Here is a 12,815-nt window from a genome sequence, read left to right as displayed (position 1 = left end):
AACTGGCTCACCAGCATCTGCAATTGCCCCCCCAACCGCGCCAGCTCAACACTGGACGCCGCCGTCTCGTCACTGGCCGCCGCGGTCTGCTCAGACACATCCCGCACATTCAGAATGCTCCGGCTGATTTCTTCCGCCACCGCGCTCTGCTCTTCCGCCGCCGCCGCAATCTGCTGGTTCATCGACTGAATGTTCGACACCGTGCTGGTGATGTTTTCCAGCGAGGCACCGGCCTTGCGTGCCAGTTCGACGCTGCTGTCGGTCAGGGTACGGCTACCCTGCATGGCCGTGGCCACTTGCTGGGTGCCGTGCTGCAGGCTGGCGATCAGCTCTTCGATCTCTTCGGTGGACTTTTGCGTACGCTGCGCCAGGCCGCGCACTTCGTCGGCGACCACAGCAAAGCCACGGCCCGCCTCGCCGGCACGGGCGGCTTCGATCGCGGCGTTCAGCGCCAGCAGGTTGGTCTGTTCGGCCACCGACTTGATCACGTCCATGACGCTGCCGATTTTCTGGCTTTCCTGCTGCAGCAGGCTCATGGCTTCAGTGGAGCGGTGCACTTCTGCGGCCAGGCGTTCGATCTGGCTGATTGCCTCACCGACCACACGGTCGCCGGCGCGGGCTTCGTCGTCGGCACCGGTGGCGGCATGCGAGGCCTGCTCGGCGTTGCGGGCGACTTCCTGAACGGTTGCCGCCATTTCGTGCATCGCGGTGGCCACCTGGTCGGTTTCGACCTTCTGGCTGTTGGCACCTGCGCTGGTCTGTTCGGTGACGGCCGATAGCTCTTCGGCGGCGCTGGCGATCTGGGTGACGCCGTCGCGGATGCCGCTGATCAGTTCGCGCAGGGTAACGCCCATGCGGGCGATGCCCTGTTGCAGCACGCCCAGTTCATCACGGCGGGTGACACGCAGGTCGTGAGTCAGGTCGCCGCCCGCGATGCGTTCCACTGCTTGCAAGGTTTCCTGCAGCGGGCGGGTGATCTGCCGAGTGATCAGCACCGCTGCCAGCACGCCTACCAGCAATGCCAGCAGGGTCGCGATGGCCTGCAGGCTGCGGGCCTGTGCGCTCTCGATGTCGCGGCGCTCCAGCTGGATCTTGTACAGCGCGTCGCTGGTCTTGACGATGTCGGCACCCTGGACGGTCATTTCTGCGCGTGCGCTGGTGATATCGGCGAGGGCATCGCGGAACTGACGCACGGCGTCACGGTAGGCCAGCACCGACTGTTCGAACTGTTGCAGGCGCGCGTCAGCAGTGGGCAGCTGGCGCTTGAGGTTGTCGACCTCGGCCAATGCCGCTTCGAGCTGGCGCAGGGCAGCCTGCTCGTTGGTCGCGCTGTTGTCGGCAATGTAGCCGCGCACGTCGATGCGCACCTGCAGCAGTTGCTGGCGGGCCTTGCTGATCAGCTGGTACTGGGCCAGGCGCACGCTGTCGCTTTCGGGGCGTGCCATGACGTCCTGGCTGAGGGCGTCCATGGCCTGGTCGGCCTTGGCTGCAGAAACATTCATTGCATCGCGGGCGGCGCGGGTGGCGTTATAGCCTGCGCGCATGGTGCCCAGCGACACCTTGTACTGGCTGATGGTCTGCCCAAGGTCGTGCAGCAGTTTGACGTTCTCCGGGCTCTTGAACGTGCCGACCAGGCGTTGCTGCTGGTTGCTGAAGGTGTCCAGCTTGGCCAGGGTGTTGGCCGCCGCCGCATCGTCGCCGTTGGCAATCATGTACTGCAGGCGGGCAATGCGCAGGTCGGTCAGGTCCTTGTTGAGCTGGCTGATATCGCTCATCCAGTTGCTGCGGTCGATCAGGCTGCCCAGGCTGGTCCAGCCGGTCAGGGCCAGCAGGCCGGTGAGGATCAGCACCAGGCCGAAGCCCAGGCCGAGTTTGAGGTTGACGCTGATGTTGGCAAACCAGCTGTTCATGCACGCACTCCAGAAGTTGTTTTCGCTCTCTTGATCGTCGATCGCAAGGCGTTGTTGTTCTGGGTGCCCGCTGATTCGTGCAGGGGTTATCGGCAATGAATCTGGAAGCTGAAACGCTTTTTCAGCAGATTTGTAACCGGTCGTCCGGTTGAAACGGGGCTGCCAGGCAGCCCCGCAGGGTGTTACAGGTTACGCGCACTGAAGGTATCGCAGCTGTTTACTTCGCCCTCGGCAAAGCCTGCCTTGAACCAGCGTACGCGCTGCGCCGAGGTGCCGTGGGTGAAAGAGTCGGGCACCACGCGCCCCTGGCCTTTCTGCTGCAGGCGGTCGTCACCAATGGCGTTGGCCGCATTCAGCGCTTCCTCGACGTCGCCTGGCTCCAGCCAGTTCAGGCGCTTTTGTGCCTGATACGCCCACACCCCGGCCAGGCAATCGGCCTGCAGTTCCTGACGTACCAGCAAGCCGTTGTCGCCCTCCATGCGCTGCCCATTGCGGCGGGCCGCATCAACCTTGGCCGACACGCCGAGCAGGGTCTGCACGTGGTGGCCGATTTCGTGGGCGATGACATAGGCCTGGGCGAAGTCGCCCGCTGCGGCGAAGCGGGTTTCCATCTCGCGGAAGAACGACATGTCCAGGTACACCCGCTGGTCGGCCGGGCAGTAGAACGGGCCCACCGCCGCCGAAGCGAAGCCGCAGGCGGAGTTGACCTGGCCGTTGAATAGCACCAGCTTGGGGTCTCGGTACTGCTTGCCAGCCTGGGAGAACAGCGCCTTCCAGGTGTCTTCGGTGTCACCCAGCACCGAGGCGACGAATTCGGCCTGCTGGTCATTGGCCGGCGGCGCCTTGGTGCCCACGCTACTGGGAGCCTGCTGTTGCTGTTGCATTTGCCCGGTGAGCTGGCCAAGGATCTGCAGCGGGTCTTGCCCGGTGAGCCAGCCGATGCCCACGATCAGCAGGATCGCCCCCAGCCCCAGGCCCTTGCCGCCGCCAAAGCGCATGCCGCCACCACCGCCACCTTCGCCTCGGGCATCGACCACGTTGTCGCTGCGTCGGCCTTTTCGCCATTCCATGAATGCTCTCCGGAGCGTGAAACAAGAAGACAAAGATTAGTTCACCTCAGCGAAAGGTGTCAGCCAAAGGTGTTAAGCCATAACCATATGGTTATGTATTGAGAGGCTGATTTCAGTATTCATCCCACCCGAGTTATCCGAAACTGCAAGTCCGCCTGCCACGCACAGGTGTTTTGATAATTCCAAGAGAGGAAAACGGCATGCCCGCCCAGGACACCAGCCGCTTCGTGATCCGTGATCGCAACTGGCACCCCAAAGCCCTGACCCCCGACTACAAGACGTCCATTGCCCGCTCGCCGCGCCAGGCACTGGTCAGCATCCCGCAGTCGATCAGCGAAACCACCGGCCCGGATTTCACCCACCTGGGTTTCGGTGCCCACGACCATGACCTGCTGCTGAACTTCAACAACGGTGGCCTGCCAGTCGGTGAGCGCATCATCGTTGCCGGCCGGGTTGTCGACCAGTACGGCAAACCGGTGCCCAACACCTTGGTAGAAATGTGGCAGGCCAACGCCGGCGGCCGCTACCGGCACAAGAACGACCGCTACCTGGCCCCGCTGGACCCGAACTTCGGTGGCGTTGGCCGTTGCCTGACCGACCGCGACGGCTATTACAGCTTCCGCACCATCAAGCCCGGCCCGTACCCATGGCGCAACGGCCCGAATGACTGGCGCCCGGCGCACATTCACTTCGGCATCAGCGGCCCGTCGATCGCCACCAAGCTGATCACCCAGCTGTACTTCGAAGGCGACCCGCTGATCCCGAAGTGCCCGATCGTCAAGTCGATCGTCAACCCCGAGGCCGTGCAGCAGTTGATCGCCAAGCTCGACATGAGCAACGCCAACCCGATGGACTGCCTGGCGTACCGCTTCGACATCGTGCTGCGCGGCCAGCGCAAGACCCACTTCGAAAACTGCTGAGGACCCCGCCATGCCAATCGAACTGCTGCCGGAAACCCCTTCGCAGACTGCCGGCCCCTACGTGCACATCGGCCTGGCCCTGGAAGCGGCCGGCAACCCGACCCGCGACCAGGAAATCTGGAACCGCCTGGCCAAGCCAGAAGCACCGGGTGAACACATTCTGTTGATCGGCCAGGTCTATGACGGTAACGGGCACCTGGTGCGCGATTCGTTCCTGGAGCTGTGGCAGGCCGATGCCGCTGGCCAGTACCAGGACCAATACAACCTGGAAAACGCCTTCAACAGCTTTGGCCGCACCGCCACCACCTTCGATGCCGGTGAATGGACCGTGCAAACGGTGAAGCCGGGTGTGGTGAACAATGCTGCTGGCGTGCCGATGGCGCCGCACATCAACATCAGCCTGTTTGCCCGTGGCATCAACATCCACCTGCACACGCGCCTGTATTTCGACGATGAAGCCGAAGCCAACGCTAAGTGCCCAGTGCTCAACCTGATCGAGCAGCCGCAGCGCCGTGAGACGTTGGTTGCCAAGCGTTGCGAAGTGGATGGGAAGACGGCCTATCGTTTCGATATCCGTATTCAGGGGGAAGGGGAGACGGTGTTCTTCGACTTCTGAGTGAAGCTTGGGGCCGCAAGGCGGCCCCGGCCTCTCAACCTTTGACCGGTTTCAGGTCAAAGGCATCGGCCTGATACTGGAACAACAGGCAATCGGCAGCCGCCGTGCAGCCACTTTCATGCACCAGGTCGGCTGGCAGTTTGTAGTAGGCCCCGGCCGGGTACTCGGTGCGCTTGCCATCGATCACTGCGTAGAACGTCCCGCTCAATACCACTGTCGGCAAGGTCTGGCTGTGCTGGTGCAGGCCGTTGTCGGTGCCTTTTCTGAATTTCACATACGCCGAATACGGCCCCTTGCCGAAGATATCGCCTTCGACGTTGGCGTAGCTGACGGCGCCGCGGGTGTTGGGCACGTCCTGCCACTTCAGGGCAGCGTTGTCAGGGACCGAAACGGTTTGTTCTGCTGCATGGGCGACGATTGCCACAGCGCTGAGCGCGATGCCGGTGATGACTGCCTGCAATGATTTCATGATGAGTCCTCTTCGCTGAAGTAACGTGCAGCGTAGGTTAATGAATCATCAAGAGCACAAATACGGCCTCAACTCCGCAAGACTTGTGCAGATAAAGCACAAGTCAGCCCTGCCACCTGGGCGTTGCGTAGTAATGCTGCACGTAATCCAGTAGCGCACGCACCTTGGGCGCCAGGTAACGGCTCTGTGGATAAACCGCGAACAGGCTGCGCGCCGGCTGCCGCCAATGGCTCAGCACCTGAACCAGGCGCCCGTCGCGCAGCGCATCATCGACGATGAAACGGTCGAAACTGGCGATGCCCAGGGCGCCGATGGCGGCGGCGCGCAGGGCCATGGGGGAGTTGGCGCTCAAGCGCCGGGGCATCAGGATTTCACGCTGCTCGCCCGCGTCGTTGGCCACCTGCAAGCGTTGCGGGTGCAGCAACTGGCTGTAGCCGAGCAACGGGTGGCCGGCCAGGTCGTCGGGTGAGGCGGGCGTACCGTGGCGTTGCAGGTAGCGCGGTGCGGCCACCAGCAGGACTTCACTGGTGGCCAGGCGGCGTGCCACCAGGCTGGAGTCAGGCAGGTGGTCGGTGACCCGCAGGCACACATCGATCTCCTCCTCCAGCAGGTCAACGAAACGATCGCTGCAGTGCAGCTCGATCTGCAGTTGTGAATGGCGCTCGACAAAATCCGGCAACCAACGCCCCAGTTCCAGTTCGCCAAAGGCGGTGGCAACGCCCAGGCGCAAGGTGCCGGCAGGTTGTTGCTGATGCTCGGACAGTTCCAGGGTCATCGCCTGCATCTGTTCGAGGATCTGCACGCAATGGCGATAGAACAGCGCACCGGCTTCGGTGAGGTGCAGGCGGCGGGTGGTACGGGTGAGCAACTGCGTGCCGAGGTGGCGTTCGAGGTGCTTCACCTGGCGTGACAGCACGGTGTGCGAGACGCCGGCCTGGTTGGCGGCGGCGCTGAAGCTGCCGAGGTCGACGACCCGGCGGAAGGTGTGCATGGCACTGAACTGGTCCATCGGCGCAACTCTCCTGGCAGTGTGCGTTGGGGCCGGCCAGGCCCCAACGCGACACGGATCAGCGCCGAACCAGCAGCACCCCGCTTTCCATGTGATGGGTATACGGGAACTGGTCGAACAGCGCGCAGCGTTCGATACGGTGGGTATCTTGCAGCTGGGCGATGTTCGCCGCCAGCGTTTCCGGGTTGCACGAGATGTACAGGATGCGCTCGAAACGCCGGGTCAGCTCGCAGGTGTCCGGGTCCATGCCGGCACGCGGCGGGTCGACGAACACGGTGCCAAACGCATAGCTTTTCAGGTCGATGCCTTCCAGCCGGCGGAACGGGCGCACCTCGTTCAGTGCCTGGGTCAGCTCTTCAGCCGACAGCCGCACCAGCCGCACGTTATCCACACCGTTCTCATCGAGGTTGCTCAACGCGGCATTGACCGACGTCTTGCTGATCTCGGTGGCCAGCACCTGGCGCACGCGGGTGGCCAGCGGCAGGGTGAAGTTGCCATTGCCGCAGTACAGCTCCAGCAGGTCATCGTCGCGCTCGCCAATGGTGTCGTAGGCCCAGCTCAGCATCTTTTGGTTCACCGCGCCGTTGGGCTGGGTGAACGCGCCTTCTGGCTGGCGGTAGCTGAATACGCGGCCCGCCACGTCCAGTTGCTCCACCGCATAATCACGGCCTATCACCAGGCGCTTGCCCTTGGAGCGGCCGATCAGGCTCACCCCCAAGTCTTCGGCCAGCTGCCGTGCGGCCACTTCCCAGGCCTCGTCCAGCGGGCGGTGGTAGCACATCGTGACCATCGCATCGCCCGCCAGGGTGGTAAGGAACTCCACCTGGAACAGGCGGTTGCTCAGTGCCTCGCTGGCCTGCCAGGCCGCCTTGAGGCGCGGCATCAGCAGGTTGATGCGCTCGCTGGCGATGGGGAAGTCTTCGATCAGGATCGCCTTGTGCTTCTCGCCTGGGGCGAACATCGCGTAATGGCGCTGACCGTCCTCGCGCCACAGGCGGAACTCGGCGCGCAGGCGGTAGTGCTCGCGCGGCGAATCGAAAACAGCCGGTTCCGGCGCGCCAAACGGCGCCAGCAGCTCACGCAGCCGGGCAACCTTGGCGTCCAGCTGGGTGGCGTAGGAGGAGGGGTCGAAAGCAGCACTCATGCGTTGAACCAGCCCAGCTTGATGACGAACAGGATGGAAAGGATCACCAGTGCCGGGTTCAGGTCGCGGTGGCGGCCGGAAATCAGCTTGATGGCAGTCCAGGAAATGAAGCCGAAGGCGATGCCGTTGGCGATCGAGTAGGTCAGCGGCATGGCCAGGGCCGTCACCACCACGGGTGCGGCTTCGGTGACGTCGTCCCAGTTTATTTCCGCCAGGCCCGAAGCCATCAGTACGGCGACGAACAGCAGCGCCGGTGCCGTGGCGAAGGCCGGTACGCTACCGGCCAGCGGTGCGAAGAACAGCGCCAGCAGAAACAGCACGGCCACCACGATGGCGGTCAGGCCGGTACGCCCGCCCGCGCTCACGCCGGCAGCCGATTCGATGTAGCTGGTGGTGGTCGAGGTGCCCAGCAGCGAACCGGCCATGGCTGCGGTGCTGTCGGCGATCAGGGCGCGGCCCATCTTCGGCATGTGGCCGTCCTTGCCCATCAGGCCGGCGCGCTTGGCCACGGCGATCAGGGTGCCAGAGTTGTCGAACAGGTCGACGAACAGGAAGGCGAAGATCACGCTGATCAGGCCCACATCGAGGGCACCGGCGATGTCCAGTTGCAGGAAGGTCGGTGCCAGCGAAGGGGGCATCGACACGATGCCGCCGAACGGCGTGACGCCCATCGCGATCGACGCGACAGTGACGGCCAGGATGCCGATCAGCACCGCGCCGCGCACCTTCAGCGACTCAAGGCCGACGATCAGGAAGAAGCCCAGCGTGGCAAGGAGCACCGAGGGCTGCTTGAGGTCGCCCATGCCCACCAGGGTGGCCGGGTTATCGACGACGATGCCCGCGTTATGCAGGGCAATCAATGCCAGGAACAAGCCGATGCCAGCGGCGATGGCCGAGCGCAGCGGCAGCGGGATGCTGTTCACGATCCATTCGCGGATGCGGAAGATCGACAACAGGAAGAACATCACCGCCGACAGGAACACCGCACCCAGCGCAACCTGCCAGGTATGGCCCATGTGCAGCACCACGGTGTAGGTGAAGAAGGCGTTCAGGCCCATGCCCGGCGCCAGCGCGATCGGGTAGTTGGCGATCAGGCCCATGGTCGCCGAACCAATGGCCGCGGCCAGGCAGGTGGCGACGAAGATCGCACCTTTGTCCATGCCGGTCTCGCCCAGGATGCTGGGGTTGACGAACAGGATGTAGGCCATGGCCAGGAAGGTGGTGACGCCCGCAAGAATCTCGGTGCGCACATTGGTGTCGTGTGCTTTTAGTTGAAACAGCCTTTCCAGCATGCCCGCTCCCCAAGGCGCCCCCGGCGCCGTGATATGTATCGACCCCATCAGCAAAGCACAGACCGTACCGGTTGCCGTGGTTTTATCTGGGGCGGAAAAAAGCCGCGCATCATACCAGCATGCTCGGCAGGGGCCTATGGCCTTCGGGGAATGGCTTTCCCATCGCCTGTGGCAGTGGGTTTAGCTGTGAAGAGGCCAGTACCGCCGAGCCATCAACCGCTGTGCAAGCGGTCGCGTTTGGCCAGGGTCGGGAACAATTTTATCCACACCCCGGTCACCACCAGCGTGCCCACGCCCCCCAGCACTACCGCCGGCACTGTGCCAAACCAGTGCGCGGTGACCCCCGATTCGAATTCACCGAGCTGGTTCGAGGCACCGATGAACAACCCGTTCACAGCGCTCACCCGCCCGCGCATCTCATCCGGCGTTTCCAGTTGCACGAACGAACTGCGAATGACCATGCTGATCATGTCTGCCGCACCCAGCACGACCAGCACCGCCAGCGAGAACCAGAACGACGTCGACAGGCCAAATGCGATGGTCGCCACGCCAAACACGCCCACGGCGGTGAACATGGTGCGGCCTACCTTGCGCTCGAACGGGAAGCGCGCCAGCCACAGCGACATCAGCAACGCCCCCACCGCCGGTGCCGAGCGCAGCAGGCCCAGGCCCCAGGGGCCGGTCAGCAGGATGTCCTTGGCGAACACCGGCAACAACGCGGTGGCACCGCCCAGCAACACGGCGAACAGGTCCAGCGAGATGGCGCCAAGGATGTCTGGCCGGCTGCGGATGAAGCGGATGCCGGCCAGCAGCGACTCCAGGCTGGCACGGCCACGCTGGGCCACTTGCTGGCGTGCGTCCAGGCTCAATGTCAGTGCACAGGCAATGGCGTACAGCGCCACGGTCGGGCCATACACCCAGATACTGCCAAAGGCATACAGCAACCCGCCGACCGCCGGGGCGACGATGGTGGCTGCCTGGGTCGCCGAGGCCGAGGCTGCCACCGCCCGTGGGAACAACCCCGGCGGCACCACATTGGGCAGCAGGGCCTGGGTGGCCGGCATCTCGAACGAGCGCGTGGCGCCCAGCAGGAAGGCCAGGGCGAAGATCAGCTCGCGGCTGACATTGTCGGTGGCGCTGCCCACTACCAGCGCCAGGGCAATCAGCCCCTGCAGGCTTTGGCACAGGGCCGCGACCTTGCGCCGGTCATAGCGGTCGGCGACATGCCCGGTGTGCAGCATGAACAGCACCCGTGGGGCGAATTCGACCAGGCCGACCAGGCCCAGGTCGAGCACATTGCCGGTGAGCTGGTAGAGGTGCCAGCCAATGGCCACGGTGAGCATCTGGAAGCCGCTGGCAGTGAACACACGGGCCAGCCAGAAGGCGAGGAAGGGGCGATGATGGCGCAACAACTGCGGTGCGGAATCGGACATCGGAAACCTGTGGCCTCGGCGCAGTAGAGGGGCCGGCAGATTATCATCTGTTTGTAACAAGCAGTTACTGTTTGCCGTGATCGGCACTTTTTCACAAGTTCTGAAAGAGGGTGGGGCAACAGGTCACGCGGCAATCAACCACACGGCCTGGCTGGCTATTCAGGACTATGCTTGCAGTCAGTCGTTGATCTGGATCAATCGTTGTATTTGCAACGAACCGGCAACGATGTGGCCCTTGGGCCGGAATCCCTGCGATTGCACAGAACAATTCAAACTCGCCGCACTCGATACCGTGGGGGCAGTAGGCGCAAAGGCCACGAGCCCGAACGCCGGATTATCTGAAGAGGAAGCACTATGTTCGGTTTAGAGGCCCTAGATCTCGCCCGAATCCAGTTTGCGTTTACCGTGTCCTTTCACATCCTGTTCCCGGCCATCACCATTGGCCTGGCGAGCTATCTGGCGGTCCTTGAAGGCCTTTGGCTGCGGACCCACCACCAGGTCTACCGTGACCTATACCACTTCTGGTCGAAGATCTTCGCCGTCAACTTCGGTATGGGCGTGGTCTCCGGCCTGGTCATGGCCTATCAGTTCGGCACCAACTGGAGCCGCTTCTCCGATTTTGCCGGCGCCGTCACCGGCCCCTTGCTGACCTATGAGGTGCTGACGGCGTTCTTCCTCGAGGCAGGCTTCCTGGGCGTCATGCTGTTTGGCTGGAACCGTGTGGGCCGTGGCCTGCACTTCTTTGCCACGGTCATGGTGGCGCTGGGTACGCTGGTCTCGACCTTCTGGATCCTGGCATCCAACAGCTGGATGCAGACCCCGCAAGGCCACGAAATCATCGATGGCCGGGTGGTGCCGGTGGACTGGCTGGCGGTGATCTTCAACCCCTCGTTCCCCTACCGGCTGATGCACATGGCCACCGCCGCGTTCGTCGCCACCGCTTTCTTCGTCGGTGCATCGGCGGCCTGGCACCTGCTGCGCGGGCGTGACAACCCGGCCGTGCGCACGATGCTGTCGATGGCCATGTGGATGGCGCTGATCGTCGCGCCGGTCCAGGCGGTGATCGGTGACTTCCACGGCCTCAACACGCTCAAGCACCAGCCCGTGAAGATCGCGGCCATCGAAGGCCATTGGGAGAACGTGCCGGGCGAGCCGACCCCGCTGATCCTGTTCGGCATCCCCGACATGAAAGCCGAGACCACGCGCTTCAAGGTCGAGATCCCGGCCCTTGGCAGCCTGATCCTGACCCACAGCCTGGACAAGCAAGTGCCGGCGATGAAGGAATTCCCGGCGGCGGACCGGCCCAACTCGACCATCGTGTTCTGGTCGTTCCGGGTCATGGTCGGGCTGGGCTTGCTGATGATCTTCGTTGGCCTGTGGAGCCTGTGGCTGCGCAAGCGCGGCACGCTCTACAGCTCCAGGCCGTTCCTGTACCTGACCCTGTGGATGGGCCCCTCTGGCCTGATCGCCATCCTGGCGGGCTGGTTCACCACCGAAATCGGCCGCCAGCCGTGGGTGGTGTATGGCCTGATGCGCACCTCCGAAGGGGTGTCCAACCACAGTTATGTGCAGCTCGGCTTTACCCTGGTGGCGTTCGTGGTGGTGTACTTCGCGCTGTTCGGCACCGGCCTTGGCTACATGATGCGCCTGGTGCGCAAAGGGCCGCAGACGGGCGAGGGTGATGAACCCAACCCGGGTGGCCCAGGCCAGAAACGCACGCCGGCGCGGCCGTTGTCCGCCGCCGATGATGGCCATGAGGCCGACACTGCCAGCCTGAGCAAGGGGAACTGAGCCATGGGTATCGACCTTCCGCTGATCTGGGCCGTGATCATCATCTTCGGCGTCATGATGTACGTGGTGATGGATGGTTTCGACTTGGGCATCGGCATGCTCTTCCCCTTCGTCAAGGGCGAGCGTGACCGTGATGTGATGATGAACACCGTCGCCCCGGTATGGGACGGCAACGAGACCTGGCTGGTGCTGGGTGGCGCCGGGCTGTTCGGGGCCTTCCCGATGGCCTATTCGGTGGTGCTTGAAGCCTTGTACCTGCCGCTGATCCTGATGCTGATCGGGCTGATCTTCCGTGGCGTGGCCTTCGAGTTCCGCTTCAAGGCCAAGGACGACAAGCGCCACATCTGGGACAAGGCGTTCATCTGGGGTTCGCTGATCGCCACCTTCTTCCAGGGGGTTGCCCTGGGCGCGTTCATCGAGGGCTTCAAGGTGGTCGACCGCCACTATGCCGGTGGCACGCTCGACTGGCTGACCCCGTTCAGCCTGTTCAGCGGCCTCGGCCTGATCGTCGCCTACACCCTGCTGGGCTGCACCTGGTTGATCATGAAGACCGAAGGGCCGCTGCAACTGCAGATGCATGACCTGGCAAGGCCGCTGGCGCTGGTGCTGCTGGTGGTGATCGGTATCGTCAGCCTGTGGACGCCGATCGCCTACCCGCAGATCGCCGATCGCTGGTTCAGCATGCCCAACCTGATCTGGTTCATGCCGGTGCCGATCCTGGTGCTGGTGACCTTCTACGGGTTGCTCAAGGCAGTCGCACGCAATGCCAACTACACGCCGTTCCTGCTGACCCTGGTGCTGGTGTTCCTCGGCTATAGCGGCCTGGGCATCAGTGTGTGGCCGAACATCATCCCGCCGTCGATCTCGATCTGGGATGCCGCGGCGCCGCCGCAGAGCCAAGGGTTCATGCTGGTGGGGACGTTGTTCATCCTGCCGTTCATCCTTGGCTATACCTTCTGGAGCTACTACGTGTTCCGCGGCAAGGTGACCCACGAAGACGGCTATCACTAGGAGGGCCGCATGATGACCGGCAAGCATGGTGTAGAAGAGAAAAAGCCCTTGTGGCAGCGGCTGGGTTGGCTGGTGCTGATCTGGGCGATGAGCGTGGCGGCCCTGGGGGTGGCGGCCTGGGTAATGCGGCTGTTCATGGGGGCAGCCGGC

Annotated in this window: 12 protein-coding genes; 5 read left to right on the top strand and 7 right to left on the bottom strand. The window is 63.6% G+C overall.

Annotated features, from left to right (window positions below; translation table 11 throughout):
• Together NP534_RS21915 and ypfJ are read right to left on the bottom strand one after the other, a co-directional pair.
• A partial coding sequence (locus tag NP534_RS21915) for a methyl-accepting chemotaxis protein (protein ID WP_274100090.1) occupies positions 1–1,910 on the bottom strand: 1,910 nt, incomplete at its 3' end.
• A 182-nt stretch (positions 1,911–2,092) separates the two neighbouring features.
• Entirely contained in the window at positions 2,093–2,980 is an 888-nt protein-coding gene (ypfJ, locus tag NP534_RS21910; RefSeq protein WP_095064169.1) for a KPN_02809 family neutral zinc metallopeptidase, read from the bottom strand.
• A gap of 200 nt (positions 2,981–3,180) precedes the next feature.
• Between ypfJ and pcaH the strand changes: the two genes are divergently transcribed.
• The gene (pcaH, locus tag NP534_RS21905; protein ID WP_274100089.1) at positions 3,181–3,900 is read left to right on the top strand and encodes a protocatechuate 3,4-dioxygenase subunit beta; all 720 of its coding nucleotides are present in this window, start codon (positions 3,181–3,183) and stop codon (positions 3,898–3,900) included.
• A gap of 10 nt (positions 3,901–3,910) precedes the next feature.
• Positions 3,911–4,516: a protocatechuate 3,4-dioxygenase subunit alpha gene (gene pcaG, locus NP534_RS21900; RefSeq protein ID WP_033702952.1), complete on the top strand. Its 606-nt coding sequence runs from the start codon at positions 3,911–3,913 to the stop codon at positions 4,514–4,516.
• 34 nt (positions 4,517–4,550) lie between these two features.
• Here pcaG and NP534_RS21895 read toward each other — a convergent pair whose 3' ends face one another.
• The 5 genes from NP534_RS21895 to NP534_RS21875 all read right to left on the bottom strand — a co-directional run bounded on the left by NP534_RS21895 (position 4,551) and on the right by NP534_RS21875 (position 9,863).
• Positions 4,551–4,985: a cupin domain-containing protein gene (locus NP534_RS21895; RefSeq protein ID WP_274100088.1), complete on the bottom strand. Its 435-nt coding sequence runs from the start codon at positions 4,983–4,985 to the stop codon at positions 4,551–4,553.
• 103 nt (positions 4,986–5,088) lie between these two features.
• A complete protein-coding gene (locus tag NP534_RS21890; RefSeq protein ID WP_274100087.1) occupies positions 5,089–5,994 on the bottom strand; it encodes a LysR family transcriptional regulator in 906 nt (301 codons plus the stop codon).
• Positions 5,995–6,052: 58 nt separating this feature from the next.
• On the bottom strand, positions 6,053–7,138 hold the full coding sequence (gene trmA, locus NP534_RS21885; protein ID WP_274100086.1) for a tRNA (uridine(54)-C5)-methyltransferase TrmA: 1,086 nt from the start codon (positions 7,136–7,138) through the stop codon (positions 6,053–6,055).
• Positions 7,135–8,430 carry an NCS2 family permease gene (locus NP534_RS21880; RefSeq protein ID WP_274100085.1) on the bottom strand — a complete coding sequence of 432 codons (1,296 nt, stop codon included), beginning with the start codon at positions 8,428–8,430 and terminating at the stop codon, positions 7,135–7,137. Before NP534_RS21880 ends, trmA begins: the two co-directional genes overlap by 4 nt.
• A gap of 212 nt (positions 8,431–8,642) precedes the next feature.
• Complete coding sequence (locus NP534_RS21875) at positions 8,643–9,863, bottom strand: MFS transporter (protein ID WP_274100084.1); 1,221 nt, start codon at positions 9,861–9,863, stop codon at positions 8,643–8,645.
• Between the two features lie 354 nt (positions 9,864–10,217).
• Here NP534_RS21875 and NP534_RS21870 point away from each other — a divergent pair, with 354 nt between their 5' ends.
• The 3 genes from NP534_RS21870 to NP534_RS21860 form a co-directional block, all read left to right on the top strand.
• On the top strand, positions 10,218–11,654 hold the full coding sequence (locus NP534_RS21870; protein ID WP_274100083.1) for a cytochrome ubiquinol oxidase subunit I: 1,437 nt from the start codon (positions 10,218–10,220) through the stop codon (positions 11,652–11,654).
• Positions 11,655–11,657: 3 nt separating this feature from the next.
• A complete protein-coding gene (gene cydB / locus NP534_RS21865; protein ID WP_274100082.1) occupies positions 11,658–12,665 on the top strand; it encodes a cytochrome d ubiquinol oxidase subunit II in 1,008 nt (335 codons plus the stop codon).
• Between the two features lie 9 nt (positions 12,666–12,674).
• Positions 12,675–12,815 (top strand): DUF2474 domain-containing protein (locus NP534_RS21860; protein ID WP_274100091.1); only part of this gene is annotated, 141 nt, incomplete at its 3' end.

The sequence above is a fragment of the Pseudomonas sp. 39004 genome (assembly GCF_028682155.1).
Lineage (GTDB): Bacteria > Pseudomonadota > Gammaproteobacteria > Pseudomonadales > Pseudomonadaceae > Aquipseudomonas > Aquipseudomonas capeferrum.
This window is presented reverse-complemented; position numbering and strand designations above follow the sequence as displayed.